Source organism: Dongia mobilis, from assembly GCF_004363235.1.
Classification (GTDB): domain Bacteria; phylum Pseudomonadota; class Alphaproteobacteria; order Dongiales; family Dongiaceae; genus Dongia; species Dongia mobilis.
This window is the reverse complement of the sequence record NZ_SNYW01000007.1, coordinates 271,672-287,587: the sequence shown is the minus strand read 5'-3', so window position 1 is coordinate 287,587 and position 15,916 is coordinate 271,672. Positions and strand designations below refer to the sequence as shown.

Genomic DNA, 15,916 nt, shown 5'->3' with positions numbered 1-15,916 from the left:
GATGTCGCACAACACTTTCGGCCACCTGTTCCGCTTCACCACCTGGGGCGAAAGCCATGGCCCTGCCCTGGGCTGCGTCGTCGACGGGACGCCGCCCGGCCTCGCCATAGAAGCGGCGCGCATCCAGCACTGGCTCGACCGCCGCAAACCCGGCCAGTCACGCTTCGTGACGCAGCGGCGTGAATCGGATACGGTCGAAATCCTCTCCGGCGTGTTCGAGGGCAGATCGACCGGCACGCCCATCTCGCTGATGATCCGCAACGAGGACCAGCGCAGCAAGGATTACGGGCGAATTGCCGAACAGTTCCGGCCCGGCCATGCCGACTACACCTATTGGGCCAAGTATCAGGGTAACCGTGACTATCGCGGCGGCGGCCGATCCTCGGCCCGCGAGACGGCGGCCCGTGTCGCCGCCGGCGCCATCGCACGGGAGGTGCTGAACCATCTCCTCCCCGCGCCGGTGGAGATCAAGGGCGCCCTCATCCAGATCGGCCCGCATCGGATCGACCGCGGCGCCTGGGACTGGGCCGAGGTCGAGAACAATCCGTTCTGGTCGCCCGATGCCGCCACCGCCCTGGTGTGGGAGGAATATCTCGATTCCGTGCGCAAGGCCGGCTCGTCGACCGGTGCCGTGGTCGAGGTGGTGGCGAAGAACGTGCCGGTCGGGCTCGGCGCGCCACTCTACGGCAAATTGGATGCCGACCTCGCCAGCGCCATAATGAGCATCAACGCGGTGAAGGGAGTCGAGATCGGCGCCGGCTTCGAAGCGGCAGCACTTACCGGCGAGGAGAATGCCGACGAGATGCGCATGCAGGACGGCCAGGTTCGATTTCTCGGCAACAAGGCGGGTGGCATCCTCGGCGGCATCTCCACCGGGCAGGACGTCGTCGTGCGCTTCGCGGTGAAGCCGACCTCCTCGATCCTGACGCCGCGCAAGGGTGTCACCACGGGCGGCGAGGAAGTGGACGTCTCGACCACCGGTCGCCACGACCCCTGCGTCGGCATCCGTGCCGTGCCGGTGGGCGAAGCGATGATGGCGGTGGTGCTGGCGGATCATCTGCTGCGGCACCGGGGCCAGGTCGGCCTTTGAGCCCCGCCGACGATCCGGCATCGTGGAAACCGTTGCAGGCGGTGCGTTCGCCGGCATTGCACAAACTGCTGGGCGCCTGGCAGGAATGGGCGCGCGCCGACGGTGGTTTGCCGCGCCGCAGCCGTTTCGACCCCTTCGAATTTCCGCCGCTGCTGCCGCTGATGGTGCTGGCCGAGATCATTGCAGAGCCGAACCCGGTCCGGCCCTATGACGTGCTCTATCGCTATATCGGTAGTGATTTCTCGACTTTCTTCGATTCTGCCAGGGTGACGCGGGCCAGGCTGAGCCAGATCGGGGCTCCCTTCGACGAACGCTGGTTTTCGATCTCTGACGCCGTCATCGCCGCGCAGGGACCCTGCTACTTCACCGGCAGCCCGTTCGGCACGCCCTATTCGCATGTGCCGCTGGAAATGCTGGCCCTGCCGCTGGCGCGGGATGAGGGTGGCAAGGATGAGATCGGCTTCGTGCTTTGCGCGCTGGCGCGGGTCTGATTCCTTGCGGAACTAGCAAGCCGTTCCTATTGACCGCATGACCCGCAAAGTCCTTCATTCGTGATGAATGGCGCAGAATGTCGACGCATCGCTCTGGCACCCGCAACCCGGACCACAGGATTCGGGTCTGCACCATCTGGAGAAGGCTTGGCGCGACTGGGCGCGCGAGGATGGCTTGCCGTTCCGTCCGCGCTTTGACCCGATGGCGTTTCCCAAGCTGCTGCAATGGATGATGCTGGGCGAAATCGTGGATAGGCCAAACGATACGCGTCCATATGACGTGCTGGGGCGCTATCTCGGCAGGGAGATCGAGCATTATTTCGCCACTGCGAACTTCACCCGCCGGCACCTGAGCGAGGTCGGTCCGGTCTATGCCGAACGCTGGTTCGGCGTCATCGACCAGGCTATTGCTGCTCGCGCGCCGATCTGCTTCCACGGCTCGCCGTATCGGACAGGTTTTGATTTCATTCGGCTCGAGATGCTGACCCTTCCCTTTGCGCGCTCCCAACACGAGGTGGGCTACATCCTATTCGCCATGGCGCGGGAAGCACACTAGCGGCGCCGGAGCAGCGCTACCAGTTCGACATGGGCCGACCAGACGAACTGGTTGACGATGGCGAGTTTCTCGAGCGCGAAACCGGCATCCAGCAGGATTCTTGCATCTCGGGCGAAGCTGGCCGGGTTGCAGGACACGGCAACCACCTTGCCCACCCTGCTTTTCGCCAGCATGCGCGCCTGCATTTCCGCCCCGGCACGGGGCGGATCGAACACCACCGCCTCAAAAGGCTTGAGGTCCGGTGGTGGTAGGGGCGACTGTTCGAGATCGCGCGCCATACCCTCGACGCGGCCCGACAATTGTGCGCGGTTGACGGCGGCTGCGAGGGCGGCGATTGCCGGCTTTGCCGCATCGACCGCCAGCACGCGGCCGATCTTCGCCAGCGGGAAGCTGAACGTGCCGCAGCCGGCATAAAGATCGGCGATGCGCCTCGCCTTGCCGACATAGGTCGTGACTGCGGCGACCAGTGCCGCCTCGCCCTCGGCCGAAGGCTGCAGGAAGGAGCCGATGGGAAGATCGACCAGGATGTCGCCGAAGCGCATCTGCGGCACCCGCGCCATGACGATGGGTTCCGGCTGGCGACGCCCATGCTGCCAGGAAAGGCGGGCAAGACCAGCGGCATTGGCGGCGGCAATGACAGCCTGCCGCCTACCCATCGGCAGATCGCCATCCGTGGTCACCAGCACGTCGAGACCCGCGAGGCTGTCGGTGACATGGATGTCCGCCGCCTGTTTCTCGGCCAGTGCCACCCCGGCAAGTTGTCGCAGCCCGCCGAGACCGGCGCTCAACCCCGGCGTCAGCAGCAGACAATCATCGAGCGGCACGATCTCGTCGCTCATGGCGGCATGGAAGCCGAAGGCAATCTCGCCACGCTCCTTGCGCGCCGCAAAGACAGCGCGGCGACGGTTGCCGGCTTCGACCGTCACCATCCCGGTGCCGGCTGGCAGGTCGATGCCGCGCTGGCCGAGGGTCGTCGCTACCTGCTGCTGCTTCCAGGCGCGATAGGCCGGCAGGGAATAGTGCTGCAGGCCGCAGCCGCCGCAGCGCGCGAACAGTGGACAGGGTGGCACGACGCGCTCCGGGGAGGCCGTCACGATTTCCTGCATTCGCCCCGTGAAGGCGTTGCCGCCCTTGGGCGAGAGGCGCGCCCGCACGCGTTCCCCCGGCAGGGCATAGGCGACGAAGACGCCCTTGCCGTCATGCCGCGCGATGCCGTCGCCCTGGGCGCCAAGGCTTTCGATGGTGAGATCGACGAGGGCGGCGGGATCGGTCATGGCGCCCTGTCCTGTCGAGCCGCGATCAGGAATTCCTTGTTGCCTTCCGGCCCCGTGATCGGGCTTTCGGTGATGCCGAGAACGGTCCAGCCGGGCAGCCCGCCCAGCCAGGCGGCGATCCTGACGCAGACGGCCTCGTGCTGGGTCGGGTCGCGCACCACGCCGCCCTTGCCCACCTGGCCCGGTCCGACCTCGAATTGCGGTTTGATGAGGGCGATCGCCCAGGCACCGGGCTTCGCCAGGGCCAATGCTGCCGGCAGCACGGTTTCGAGACCGATGAAGCTGGCGTCGCAGACGACGATGTCGAGCGGGTCGGGAATCTCGACCGTCGTCAGGTGCCGGGCATTGGTCCTTTCCAGCACCACGACGCGCTTGTCCTGCCGCAGCTTCCAGGCCAGCTGCCCGTGACCCACATCGACTGCATAGACCCTGGCGGCCTCATGCGCCAGAAGCACGTCGGTGAAGCCGCCGGTCGAGGCGCCGATATCGGCGGCAATGCGCCCCGCGACGGGGAGGCCGAAATGGGCAATGCCATGCGCCAATTTCAGCCCGCCGCGGCTGACCCAGGGATGGTCCTGGCCCTTGAGGGAAAGCGGCGCATCGACACTGATCTGGTCGCCGGCCTTGCCGATGCGCTTCGTATCGGAATAGACGAGGCCGGCCAGGATAAGCGCCTGCGCCCTGGCGCGAGTCTCGACCAGACCGCGATCCACCAGCAATTTGTCGACCCGTTCCTTCGGCATCAGGCAAGGGTGGCGCGAATGCGCCGCCGCGACAAGTGATCGAAGCGCATCAGCAGCATGAGGCCGGATGCCAGAAGGCCGATGGCAAGCCCCCACCAGAGGCCCGGGCCGCTCAATCCCATGCCATAGGCGAGGGCGACACCACCGCCGATGCCGAGCAGCCAATAGCCGATGAAGGCGATCAGCATGGGCACGCGCGTATCCTTGTAGCCGCGCAAGGTGCCGAGCGCCGTCACCTGTAGCCCGTCGAAGAACTGGAAGATCGCGGCGATCGGAAACAGGCTGGCGGCCGCAGCGATGGCGGCGGCATTGCCGGCGTCGTCGAGGTCGAGATAAAGGCCGGTGAGGAGGACCGGCGCCAGCCACATGGTGACCGCCGCCAGAACCATCCAGGAAAGCCCCAGTCCGATCCCGACATAGCCGGCGAGGCGCGCATCCGCCGGTCTGGCGGCACCCAGGCAATAGCCGACCCGGACCGTCGCCGCCTGGCCGATGGCATAGGGAATCATGAAGGTGATCGAGGTGACGTTGAGCACGGCATTGTGCGCCGCCAGCCAGTCATTGCCGAACCCGCCCATGGCCAGGGTCGAGCCGAAGAACATGCCGCTTTCGAACAGATAGGCCCCGGCAATGGGCGCACCGACCACGACCAGGTCGCGGATCAGGCGCCCGTCGTGGTGAATGAGACCGGAAAAAATGTCGTAGGCGGCAAAGTAGCGGGCGCGCCGGATGTAGATGACGGCCGTCACCAGCTGCGCCCAGGCGACGATCGAGATCGCCATGCCGATCGCCGGCACGCCGAAGGCGGACACGCCGAATTTCCCGAACATCAGCAGCCAGAGAACCAGCGCCAGCAGTGGCAGGCTGAGCACGGCAATGACCGTGACGATGATCGGGCGTCCCAGCACAGTGACAAAATTGCGCAGGGTCTGGAACCAGAGGAAGGCCGGGACTGACGGGACCGACCACCAAAGCAAGCCTTCGATCGCGTCGACATCGACATCGAAGCCTGGATAGGCGGCCTGGATCGCGCGCAGACCGTCATCGGCCACGATGAGGATCGCCATGACCGGGAATGAGAGGAAGAAGGCGAGACGCAGGCCCTGGCGCATGACCTGTACCAGACGGTCGTGATCGTCGGCGCCATGGGCATGCGAGCCCAGGGCGGCGACGCTGTAGAGCGTGCCCATGGCCAGCAGCTTCGGCACATAGACCAGCTGGATGCCGAGCCCGGCCGCGGCAAAGGCAGCGGCACCGAGGGCGCCGGCCATCTTGTATTCTATGAAGCCCAGCGCCATTTCGGCCAGCAGGGCGATGCAGAGCGGTGCCGCGAGAAACACCGTCGCGCGGATCTCGCCGGAAAGGCTTTGCGGGGGCCGATCCGTCCTGGCCTGCCCTCTCCCGGCCGGCCCGCCCGTTTCGGTGCCGACCGGAGGGGTGGGCATCCTGCTGGCTCCGTCAGCTCTTTCGGTTGATCACGAACTCGGTCATCCAGCGCAGGGGGTCGGCCTTGCGCCCGAAGATGTCGAGATGCTCGTTGGCCTGGTCGCCGAGCAGCCGCGCCTGGGTGCGGGCGCGCTCCAGGCCCAGGATCGACACGAAGGTCGCCTTGCCGGCGGCGGCATCGGCGCCGGTTGGCTTGCCGGTCTCGGCGGCATCGCCCTCGGCGTCCAGCAGATCGTCGACGATCTGGAAGGCGAGGCCGAGCTTGTGGGCATAGGCGGTGAGGGCGTGCCGCTGTTCTCTCGAGGCATGGCCCAGGATGGCACCCGCCTCACAGGAAAAGGCGATGATGTCGCCGGTCTTCATGCGCTGCAGGCGCGTGATGGCGCCGATATCGAGTTCCTGGTTCTCGGCCAGGAGATCGATCATCTGGCCGCCCACCATGCCGTTGGCGCCACCCGCCACGGCAAGGGCATGGCAGAGGTCGGCCCGCACCTCGCCGTCGGGATGGGTGTCGCGATGCGACAGCACCTCGAAGGCCATGGTGAGCAGGCCGTCGCCGGCGAGAATCGCCGTCGCCTCGTCGAATTTCTTGTGCGCGGTCGGCTGCCCGCGCCTCAGATCGCTGTCATCCATCGCCGGCAGATCGTCATGCACCAGCGAATAGCAATGCAGCATCTCAACCGCCGCGGCGGCGCGCAATGCGTACTCGCCATGCACGTCGAAGATGGCGGCCGAGTTCAGGACCAGATAGGGGCGAATGCGCTTGCCACCCACCATGGTGGCATAGCGCATCGCCTCGATCACGCGCGCCTCGGCGCCGCTCACCGGCTTTATCAGCTCGTCGAGCTTGCGGTTCACCGAGATTGCTGAATCGTTGAGGGCTTTTTCGATGGACATCTTATCGGCGGGCATTTTTTCGACGGACAAAGTGGAACCTCGGGAAAATCCGGTAGTTGGGTGGCTGAGCCAGTAAGGGCCCTGTTCAGGGAGTCCGGCGCTCAATCAGTCATGCTGGCAGTCATGCTGGCAGTCATGCTGGCAGTCATGCTGGCGGGCGCTGTGCCGACCTTGCCGTCGGCGCCGAGAACGATCTTCTCGACCTTGAGCTGCGCCTCCTTGAGCTTGGCTTCGCAATGCGCCTTGAGGGCGGCACCGCGTTCATAGGCGGCAATGGCATCGTCCAGCTTGTTGTCGCCCCGCTCCAGGCTCTTTACCAGGTCCTGCAATTCGGCCAGCGCCTCCTCGAAACTCATGCCCGAGATATTCGCCGCCTTGCCGCTGTTCTTCGCGTCAGCCATCAATCACACCTGAAAATCACGCCGGCCCTGCCACAATTCGGCCAAACCGGTACTTTATCAGCAAAACGGTGCCGTCGCGGCTATGTGTCGCAAGACTGCCGCGCGGCACCGAAGGGCGCTATTCTACCGGGGGTCCCAGCGTGGGACAATAGAGTGAAAATACCTGAAATCAGTGACTTGGCGATGCATCGCCGGCGATTGGCCCAGGATGTCGATCGGTCCTCGCCATCCCGGGGACGAAATTGCCTCCGCCCGCTGCCATGGCAAGCCAGATCGAGCGCATGACAGACGACAGCAACCGAGAGGCACCCACCGCCGGCCGCCGCAATGGCCGGCCGGCGGGGTTTTTCCGCCGCCTCAACCGCTATATCCGCTATCGCCTGGTGACGCCGATGCTGCGGGCGAAGCATCCCGCAGCCTATAGCGCCCGCTCGGTTCTGGTCGGCGTGGTCTGTGGACTGATGCCGGTCATCGGGCAGTCGACCGTCGTCCTTCTGGTCTGGCTGGTAGCGCGACGGTTCAATTGGGGTTTCAACGTCGTCATGGCCGCCCTCTGGACCTTCATCAGCAATCCGCTGACCACGGCACCGATGTTCTACACGTTTTATGTAACCGGCCAGGTAATGCTGGGCAATTGGAACGATCTTTCCGGCTTTGACCGCTTCAGCGCCTTCACCCATCACCTGATCGCCGACGAACTCGGCTTTCGGGAGCAAGTGAGCCTAGTTTTCCGCATGCTGTTCCTTGATTGGGGCCTCGCCATGTGGACCGGGTTCATCCCTTGGGCGATCCTCTGCGGCTGGCTTGGCTACCGCTGGAGCCTGCGCCTGATCATTGCCTACCGGGCGATGCGGGAGAAGCGCATGGCGAGGCGTCGCGCCCTTGCCGCACAAGGTGTGACCGGCACATAGCGCAGAGACGGCCCAGCCGGCCGCCGATCGGGCAAATCACGCCGCCTGCAGGGCGAGCACATGCGCGGCGGCCGATTCCGCCAGCGCATTGAGGTCGTAGCCACCCTCGAGCGTCGATACCACGCGCCCGTCGCAGAGTTCCTGCGCCAAAGCGCAGAGCTGTTCGGTCACCCAGCCGAAATCCTCGGTCTCGAGTTCAAGTGCAGCCAGCGGATCGGCGCGATGCGCGTCGAATCCCGCGGAAATCAGCAGGAATTGCGGGCCGAACCGCTCGATCGCCGGCAGCACGATTTCCTCCACCGCGTCGCGGAACTCTTCCGAGCCGGAATACGGCGGCAGCGGCGCATTGCAGATATTGCCGACACCCTTCTCCTGCCGCGCGCCGGTGCCGGGATAGAGCGGGCTCTGATGGGTCGAGACATAGAGCACCCTGGGATCGGTTGCGAAGATATGCTGCGTGCCGTTGCCGTGATGGACGTCAAAATCAACGATAGCAACACGCTCCAGGCCGAAACTGGCGAGCGCCTCGGCGGCACCCACCGCGATGTTGTTGAAGACGCAGAACCCCATGGCTAGATCGCGCTCGGCATGGTGACCGGGCGGCCGCACTGCGCAGAAGGCATTCTTAACTTCGCCCGCCATTACCGCGCCGACCGCAGCCGTGACCGCCCCGGCCGCGCGCAGTGCCGCCTCGCCGGAGCCGGGGGACAGCACGGTGTCGCCGTCGAGCTCGGCGCGGCCCATGTGCGGCACGGCGGCGAATACCTCGTCGACATAGCCCGGAGTATGGACCCGCTCGAGCTGCGTACGCGTCGCCTCCGGCGCATCGCGGCGGCTGAGCGCGCCGAACAGCGGATCGTCGAGTACGCGCAGGATCGCGCCCAGACGCTGCATGCGCTCGGGATGGCCCGGCCCGGTGTCGTGCCCGAAACAGGCCTCGTGGGTGAAAAGTGCCGTTGGTAACGAAACTGCCGACATTGCTTCCCGCACCATGCCTTTCGGCATCTTTCCGTCAGATGCCACTGCGTAACCCGCGCCGACCCTGCTCAACCGCAGCCGGGCAGGCGCCGCATCCCTGCGACCAGCAGCAAGAGCCAGCCCAGGATCAGCAGGAGGCCGCCCATGGGCGTCACATGGACCAGCCAGGCCGGGCCACCCAGGGCCACGGCATAGAGACTACATGAAAAGGCGAGCGCGCCAAAACCGAACGCCACAGCAGCCAGCGAGACGAAGCGACCCGGCATGGCTGACGCCAGCGCCGCGACCCCGACCAGCGCCGCGGCATGCCACAATTGATAGGCGCTGGCGGTCCGCACCCATTCCACCGCATGCGGCGGCAGGATGACCGCCGCGCCATGCGCCGCCCAGGCGCCGAAGCCGACCGCCATGGCGCCATGCAGGCCGGCACCCACTATTGCCACGCGCATTCTTTCCTCCGCCTTCCTGTTCTCTGCATACCTCGCAACTATCGCATGGCGCGAGGATTGTGGCATCATCCCGCCGATGCGACGAAACGCCCGGACGCCGGCCCGGACGCCGATGGCGGGCAGGCGATGGCGGACGGGCGATGGGCTGAAGCGAGCGACGAGGCAGGAAGCGTGACCATGCAGAACGACGTGACCCGGGAACCAGCCATCCTGATGCAGCAGGAAGGCGGCATCCATCGCCTGACACTCAACCGGCCGCAGCGCCTCAACGCCCTCACCCGCGCCATGTTGAGCGAGTTGTCCGACCGGCTCGCCGACATAGCCGCCGATGCCACGGCAAGGGTACTGGTGATCACCGGTGCCGGTCGCGCCTTTTCCGCCGGGCAGGATCTTACCGATGCGGGCGCCATTGAAGACGGCCGCGCCTGCCGCAACACGGTCGAGCGCTATTACAACCCGGTCATTCGCCAGATCCACAGCCTCGATCTGCCGGTGATCGCGGGAGTGAACGGTATTGCCGCCGGAGCGGGGGTCAGCCTGGCGCTGGCCTGCGATATGGTCGTCGCGGCGGAGAGCGCCGCCTTCGACATCGCCTTTGCCCGCATCGGCCTCATTCCAGATGCCGGCGGCACGCACCAATTGCAGCGCCTGCTGGGTCCCGCCCGCGCCAAGGCCGCCGCCATGCTGGGCGAGAAGATCGCAGCGCCGGCAGCCGAGCAACTTGGCCTCATCTACCGCGCCGTGCCGGACCAGGAACTGGCCGCCACGGTCGACGCACTGGCTGCCCGTTTGGCAAACGCGCCCACCAAGGCGCTGGCGCTGATGAAGCAGGCCTTCCATGCCGGCGACCACCATTCGCTGGAACAGCAATTGGCGCTTGAGGCCGAATTGCAGTCGCAAGCCGCCGATACAGAGGATTTTGCCGAAGGCGTCGCCGCCTTCCTCGCCAAGCGCGCACCCGGATTCAAGGGTATCTGATGCTCCCCATTGCCGAGCGCTGGTTCGAAACCCGCCGCATCGACGACGACATCACCCTGCTGTGGGAACCGCATGTCATCCCGCTCATGCGCTGCAACATCTGGCATGTGCGGGGGTCGAGCCGCGATCTCGTCATCGATACCGGCATGGGCATCGCCAGCCTGACCACGGCCGCGCGGCACCTGTTCGACAAGGCGGTGACCGCGGTCGCCACCCATACCCACGCCGATCATATCGGCGGCCATCACGAATTCGACCATACACTGGTACACGCGGCCGAAGCGGGCAACCTGGCAGCACCCACCGTCGCCGGCACCCTGCTCTATTCCGATTTCTCGCAGGATGATCTCGTCAAGATCCGCGTCGCCGGCTACGAGATCGACGGCGATCTCATCACGGCGCTGCCGCATCGCGGCTACGATCTGCGCAGCTATCGCATCCGCCCCGCGCGCGTCACCGAGATCGTGGCGGAAGGCGACATGGTCGATATCGGCGACCGGCGCTTCGAGGTTCTGCACCTGCCCGGCCATTCGCCGGGCTCGATCGGCCTCTGGGAAGCCGCCACCGGCACGCTCTTTTCCGGCGACGCGATCTATGACGGCCCGCTGCTCGACGAACTCGACCATTCCGACATCCCGGCCTATGTACGGACGATGAAGCGGCTGCGGCAGCTACCGGTCAATGTGGTGCATGCAGGCCATGACCCGAGCTTCGGCCGGGAGCGTTTGGTCGAACTCTGCGACGCCTATCTGAAGGAACGCGCCTAGCGCGGCCTATATTACCTCGGCGCCGCGGCGCGGCGCAGGCGGTCGTTAATGGCAACGCCGAGGCCGCGCTCGGGGATCGGCATCACGGCAATGCCGGTGATGCCCGGCCGGTCGAGGGTACGCAACATGGCGAACAGATTGGCCGCTGCCTCGGTGAGGTCGCCGGCAGGGCTTAGATTGGCCATGTGCTGGGCAGTCAACGCGGTCGGCCCGAACGCCAACAGGGCCTCACCCGGCCGCATGTCGACCGCCCCGACGCGAACCGGTCGGTCCGGCGCGTAATGGCTGAGCAGGCGGCCGGGACCATGCAGGCCGGCCGCGACATCACCCACCTGCGGCGCCAGCGCCACTCCGCAACCCAGGGCCGCTTCCAGCGACGCCACCTCGATGCCGCCCGGCCGCAGGAGCTGCGGCACGTCCTCGAGGAGCGAAACGACGGTCGATTCCAGGCCGATCCGGCAGGGTCCACCATCAAGGATCATCGCCACCTTGTCGCCGAGCCCGTCGGCCACATGCTGCGCGGTGGTGGGCGAAATGCGGCCAGAAGGATTGGCGCTGGGCCCCGCCAGCGGCAGGTTGCTGGCCGCCAGCAATGCCCGCGCCACCGGATGCGCCGGTACGCGCAAGGCGACCGAATCCATGCCGGCACTGACCAACAGGGAAAGCCGGCAGTTCCTGCGTCTGGGCAGAACGAGGGTCAGCGGCCCCGGCCAGAAGAGCTCGGCCAGGACGAAGGCTGCGGGCGGCAGTTCGGCAAGATCGCCCGCTGCCGCCAGGCCGGTGACATGGACGATGAGCGGATTGAAGCTGGGCCTGCCCTTGGCTTCGTAGATGCGTGCCACCGCCCGATCGCTGCAGGCATCGCCGCCAAGGCCATAGACGGTTTCGGTCGGAAAGGCGACCAGATCGCCCGCCTTCAGTGCTTCCGCCGCCGCCGCGATATGCGCGGCGTCGGCCGGGACGATGCCGCGCAGTTGTGTCATGCCGGGCGCCGCCCCCGGGCGATGAAATGCGGATTGCGGAAACCCGGCTTGCCATAGGCAAGGGCCTTGCCGTCCAGGGTCGCGACCGATCCGCCGGCCGCCAGCAGGATGGCATGCCCCGCTGCCGTATCCCACTCCATGGTGGGGCCGAAGCGTGGATAGAGATCGGCAACGCCCTCGGCGATGCGGCAGAATTTCAGCGAGGAACCGGCAACCATGGTCGCGGCGACATGCTCGCCGAGACCTTCCACCTGCACCAGTTCCCTGGCGGCGTGGGAGCGGCTGATGGCCATGACGGCGCCGCCCGGCGGCAGCTGTCGTGCTGCGATCGGTTCCGCAGCCCCTCCCTGCCGCCAGCGAAAGGCGGCATCGCCATGGCCGGCATACATCTCGTCCAGAGCGGGCAGGAAAACCACGCCGAGGACCGGCGCACCGTGCTCGATCAGCGCGATATTGACGGTGAACTCGCCATTGCGGGCAACGAATTCCTTGGTCCCGTCCAGCGGATCGACCAGGAAAAAGCGCGCTGCCGCCTCGCGCGGCAGGCCGACTGCCGCCGCCTGCTCCTCGGCCACCACCGGAATGCCGGGGGCAAGCTCCGCAAGCGCGTCGATAATGATCTTCTCGGCGGCAAGATCAGCCGCCGTCACCGGCGAACTGTCCTCCTTGCGCGTCGTGACGAAACCGGCGGCATAGACCGCCATGATCGCCTTGCCTGCCTCGTAGGCCGTGGCGATGAGGCCGTCGCGCAATTGATTCATCGATGCCGTCATGTCGTCGTTCCGCACTCCCCCGGGCATGTCTCAGCGCCGGGGATTTCCTTTCCAAGCCGCGTCTTCCTAGCCTGCCGGCGCGCCAATACCAAGCCAAAACCCGGCGGAATAGTGAAACCGGGCCCGGACGGCCGGGTGGACGGCAATGGGGATGGGTTTAGGAGCCGGCAATACCCTGGCGCGGAGGCGCGGGGTCGTCGGCCGTCGCGTCGGTGATCGAGTTGAGCAGGCTTTCCAGGGCGTCCTGCTGTTCCAGCGAGAGCGGCGCAATCGCCGGCGCCGCCTCATGGACAGCAGCACTCGCCCGACCCGCTTCGCCATCGATCAACGCCACCCCGGCATGCAGTCCGATCTTCTGGATGAGTTCATTGGCGTCGATGGGCTTGGCCAGGAAATCATTCATGCCGGCCTCGAGGCAGAGCCGCCGGTCTTCCTGGCTGGCATTGGCGGTAAGGGCGACAATCGGCACCCTTCCGGCGCCCCCCCCCAGTTCGCGAATGCGCCGCGTCGCCGCGAGGCCATCCAATTCCGGCATGCGCATGTCCATGAGTACGATGTCGTAGCTGCGGCTGCGCATCGCCTCAAGGGCTTCCAGCCCGTTTCCGGCCACGTCCGCCCGGGCCCCGGCACGCGCCAGGATGGCAGTGACCAGCATCTGGTTCACCGGGTTGTCTTCCGCCAGCAGGATGCGCAAACCCGACCCGTCGGCAAAAACTGCGGGGGCGGCGGCGTTCTGGCCGCGCCGGCTCACCGGCTGCTGGTCGCCGCTGAGCAGCTTGGCGAGGCAGGCGAGGAAACTGGAACGGCGCACCGGCTTCGGCAATTGCGCGTCGATGCCCTCGTGCAGCTCGTTCTGGTCGATGAACAGGGCGGAGGAGGAGAGCACGATCTTTTCGACCGCCAGCCCCTGCAACTGTCGCAAGCGCCGCGCCAGCTCGACACCGGACATCGTCGGCATGACCTGGTCGATGATCGCGAGCGCGATCGGCTCACCTGGAGGGTTATGCGCCAATTCGTCAAGCAGGACTTCCGGCTCGCTCGCGCTAACGACGCGACCGCCAATGCTGGCGACATAGCGCGCAAAAATTTCTCGATTGACCTGGTTGTCATCGACCACCAGCACGAGGCGATTGGCGAACGCCTTCGCGATCGCGGCGAGGTCGGGAACCTCGCCCATCGGCGCCGCATCGCCGACCGGTCGGCCGAACCGCGCGGTGAACCAGAAGGTCGATCCTGCGCCCTCGCCGATGCGCGATTCGACGCCGATTTCACCCTGCATCAGTTCGACCAGTTGCTTGCAGATGGCCAGGCCCAAACCGGTTCCGCCGAACCGCCTGGTGGTCGACACGTCGACCTGGCTGAACTGATGGAACAACCGCCCCCGTGCCTCGGCCGGAATGCCGATACCGGTGTCGCGTACGACGAATCGCAGACCAATGCCGTCATCATCGTCGCCGTTGGCCTCGACGATCAGGCTGACGCCGCCATGCTCGGTGAATTTGATCGCGTTGCTGAGCAGATTGAGCAGGATCTGGCGCAGCCGGCCGGGATCGCCATTGAGCCGTGTCGGTAGTTCCGGTGCCACGAAGCAGGCGAGTTCGATGCCCTTGCTGTGGGCACGGCTGACCACGAGTTCCAACACTGCCTCGATCTCGGCGACGAGATCGAAGTCGATCCGCTCGATCTCCAGCTTGCCGGTCTCCGCCTTGGCAAAGTCGAGAATGTCGTTGATAATTGCCAGCAACGCCTCGCCGGATTGCTGCAGGACATCGACGTAATGATGCTGTCGTTGATCCAGCCTGGTATCCGCCAGCAGGCCGGCCATGCCAAGGACACCGTTCATCGGCGTACGGATTTCGTGACTCATCATGGCCAGGAACTGCGTCTTGGCGATCGACGCCTGTTCGGCCAGTTCCTTGGCCTGACGCAGATCGCTGGTCATGGACTGGGCCAGCGCCTCGGCCCGGTAACGCGCCGCGACCATGAACCACAGGCCCGCCCCGGTCAGCAGCGAGATGACAACGCCACTGATCAGCACCATGGCCGGCGCATAGTCCGTCATGCGATCGACCGTCACACTGCTGGCGCGATAGGCGACCGTCATGCTCTGGCCGGCCAGGATCATGGTGCGGGAACTGGTGAGGACAGCGCCTACCGCGTCGCTTTCGTTCTTTTCAAAGACCAGGCGCGAACCCTGCACCGTGGCGCCGCTATAGATGCTGACGCCGAGTTCATGGCCGATATCCTCGAGCGCTGCGGCCGCCACGTTGGCGACGCTGATCGGCATCACCACCCAGCCCTTCAGGTCGCGCTGGCGCTCGTCGTGGGTCAGCGGCTCGGTGTCGCGGCGATAGACCGGCGCCACCATCAGCATGCCGACATTGCTCCGCTGGTTGACCACATCGGTGAGCACGCCGCTCATGGTCGGCCTGCCACTCATCATGGCCCATTCGAGCGCCCCCCGCCTGCTCGGCTCGCTGGCGAGGTCGAGGCCGATCGCGGCCGACGTTGTGGAATGTGGCTCGCTGAGGCGCAGCATATAGAGTTCATCCGGCTTGCCAGGCCCCAGCACCTTCACCATGAAGCGCTCGTCGCTCAGCATCTTCGCCTTGCCGAGGAAGGCGGAAAGCTCGGATCGTTTCACCCGCTCGACATAGCCGATGCCGAGCGCGCCACTCATCTCGTTCCAGTTGAGATCGGCGACAAAGCGCTGCCAGTCGCTGCGGGTAATGTCATGGCTGAGGGTCGCCATGCCCTTGCCCATGGTCACCATCAGTTCGAAGGCGTTGAAGCGATCGGCAAAGCGCTTGTCGAAGCGATCGACGACCAGATTGAAGCGGTGCAGCGCGGCAGTCTCCGCCTGGCGATGCAGCAGGTCGGCGACCAGGACCGAAAGCGCGATGCCGATCAGCCCGACGCCGACGCCCCAGGCCCAGGCGCGCGCCCTGATTCCGCGATTACTCGCCAGTCTGTCGGCGGGTGTGATGCTCGTCTGGGTCGCCAATCTCCGCGCCTCGGCTGCCAACTGCGGGTCGCTGCCGATGCAGCCGCCGCTTCCTATTCCATCGCCCCAGAGCATTTTCTGTGAAGATGGTGAAGCAATGGTTAAGCCAGCGACACGATCCTCAGTATTAATATATTGAAAAATTTATGCTTTATGCAGTTGCCAAGTGCCGGCG

At 65.8% G+C, this 15,916-nt stretch carries 16 protein-coding genes; 6 read left to right on the top strand and 10 right to left on the bottom strand.

The window, feature by feature from the left end:
• Position 1 precedes the first annotated feature (1 nt).
• The 3 genes from aroC to A8950_RS07115 all read left to right on the top strand — a co-directional run bounded on the left by aroC (position 2) and on the right by A8950_RS07115 (position 2,137).
• Complete coding sequence (gene aroC, locus A8950_RS07125; RefSeq protein ID WP_133612943.1) at positions 2-1,090, top strand: chorismate synthase; 1,089 nt, start codon at positions 2-4, stop codon at positions 1,088-1,090.
• A 32-nt stretch (positions 1,091-1,122) separates the two neighbouring features.
• Complete coding sequence (locus tag A8950_RS07120) at positions 1,123-1,581, top strand: PAS domain-containing protein (protein ID WP_166645040.1); 459 nt, start codon at positions 1,123-1,125, stop codon at positions 1,579-1,581.
• Positions 1,582-1,648: 67 nt separating this feature from the next.
• On the top strand, positions 1,649-2,137 hold the full coding sequence (locus A8950_RS07115) for a PAS domain-containing protein (protein ID WP_133612941.1): 489 nt from the start codon (positions 1,649-1,651) through the stop codon (positions 2,135-2,137).
• Here the strand turns inward: A8950_RS07115 and A8950_RS07110 are convergent.
• The 5 genes from A8950_RS07110 to A8950_RS07090 all read right to left on the bottom strand — a co-directional run bounded on the left by A8950_RS07110 (position 2,134) and on the right by A8950_RS07090 (position 6,898).
• A complete protein-coding gene (locus tag A8950_RS07110) occupies positions 2,134-3,411 on the bottom strand; it encodes a class I SAM-dependent RNA methyltransferase (RefSeq protein WP_133612940.1) in 1,278 nt (425 codons plus the stop codon). The genes A8950_RS07115 and A8950_RS07110 overlap by 4 nt on opposite strands.
• Positions 3,408-4,154 carry a TlyA family RNA methyltransferase gene (locus tag A8950_RS07105; protein ID WP_133612939.1) on the bottom strand — a complete coding sequence of 249 codons (747 nt, stop codon included), beginning with the start codon at positions 4,152-4,154 and terminating at the stop codon, positions 3,408-3,410. Before A8950_RS07105 ends, A8950_RS07110 begins: the two co-directional genes overlap by 4 nt.
• Positions 4,154-5,599, bottom strand: coding sequence for an MATE family efflux transporter (locus tag A8950_RS07100; RefSeq protein WP_133612938.1), 1,446 nt, complete (start codon positions 5,597-5,599; stop codon positions 4,154-4,156). Before A8950_RS07100 ends, A8950_RS07105 begins: the two co-directional genes overlap by 1 nt.
• A gap of 13 nt (positions 5,600-5,612) precedes the next feature.
• Complete coding sequence (locus A8950_RS07095) at positions 5,613-6,497, bottom strand: polyprenyl synthetase family protein (protein WP_243735557.1); 885 nt, start codon at positions 6,495-6,497, stop codon at positions 5,613-5,615.
• A gap of 101 nt (positions 6,498-6,598) precedes the next feature.
• On the bottom strand, positions 6,599-6,898 hold the full coding sequence (locus tag A8950_RS07090) for an exodeoxyribonuclease VII small subunit (RefSeq protein ID WP_133612936.1): 300 nt from the start codon (positions 6,896-6,898) through the stop codon (positions 6,599-6,601).
• A 281-nt stretch (positions 6,899-7,179) separates the two neighbouring features.
• On the opposite strand from A8950_RS07090, the gene A8950_RS07085 reads away from it, so the two are divergent.
• On the top strand, positions 7,180-7,809 hold the full coding sequence (locus A8950_RS07085) for a DUF2062 domain-containing protein (protein WP_166645039.1): 630 nt from the start codon (positions 7,180-7,182) through the stop codon (positions 7,807-7,809).
• A gap of 36 nt (positions 7,810-7,845) precedes the next feature.
• Here the strand turns inward: A8950_RS07085 and A8950_RS07080 are convergent, their stop codons facing one another.
• Both A8950_RS07080 and A8950_RS07075 read right to left on the bottom strand, forming a co-directional pair.
• Positions 7,846-8,787 (bottom strand): histone deacetylase family protein, encoded by a 942-nt coding sequence (locus tag A8950_RS07080; RefSeq protein WP_133612934.1) that lies wholly within the window; start codon positions 8,785-8,787, stop codon positions 7,846-7,848.
• Between the two features lie 68 nt (positions 8,788-8,855).
• Positions 8,856-9,236, bottom strand: coding sequence for a DUF423 domain-containing protein (locus A8950_RS07075; protein WP_133612933.1), 381 nt, complete (start codon positions 9,234-9,236; stop codon positions 8,856-8,858).
• 45 nt (positions 9,237-9,281) lie between these two features.
• Here A8950_RS07075 and A8950_RS07070 point away from each other — a divergent pair, with 45 nt between their 5' ends.
• Together A8950_RS07070 and A8950_RS07065 are read left to right on the top strand one after the other, a co-directional pair.
• Positions 9,282-10,214 carry an enoyl-CoA hydratase-related protein gene (locus A8950_RS07070; protein ID WP_243735556.1) on the top strand — a complete coding sequence of 311 codons (933 nt, stop codon included), beginning with the start codon at positions 9,282-9,284 and terminating at the stop codon, positions 10,212-10,214.
• Positions 10,214-10,981, top strand: a complete 768-nt coding sequence (locus A8950_RS07065) for an MBL fold metallo-hydrolase (protein ID WP_133612932.1) — start codon at positions 10,214-10,216, stop codon at positions 10,979-10,981. Before A8950_RS07070 ends, A8950_RS07065 begins: the two co-directional genes overlap by 1 nt.
• Before the next feature lie 11 nt (positions 10,982-10,992).
• Here A8950_RS07065 and A8950_RS07060 read toward each other — a convergent pair whose 3' ends face one another.
• The 3 genes from A8950_RS07060 to A8950_RS07050 all read right to left on the bottom strand — a co-directional run bounded on the left by A8950_RS07060 (position 10,993) and on the right by A8950_RS07050 (position 15,741).
• Positions 10,993-11,964 carry an L-threonylcarbamoyladenylate synthase gene (locus A8950_RS07060; RefSeq protein ID WP_133612931.1) on the bottom strand — a complete coding sequence of 324 codons (972 nt, stop codon included), beginning with the start codon at positions 11,962-11,964 and terminating at the stop codon, positions 10,993-10,995.
• On the bottom strand, positions 11,961-12,737 hold the full coding sequence (gene cysQ / locus A8950_RS07055) for a 3'(2'),5'-bisphosphate nucleotidase CysQ (RefSeq protein WP_133612930.1): 777 nt from the start codon (positions 12,735-12,737) through the stop codon (positions 11,961-11,963). Before cysQ ends, A8950_RS07060 begins: the two co-directional genes overlap by 4 nt.
• A 157-nt stretch (positions 12,738-12,894) precedes the next feature.
• Positions 12,895-15,741, bottom strand: a complete 2,847-nt coding sequence (locus tag A8950_RS07050; RefSeq protein WP_166645038.1) for a response regulator — start codon at positions 15,739-15,741, stop codon at positions 12,895-12,897.
• Positions 15,742-15,916: the final 175 nt, after the last annotated feature.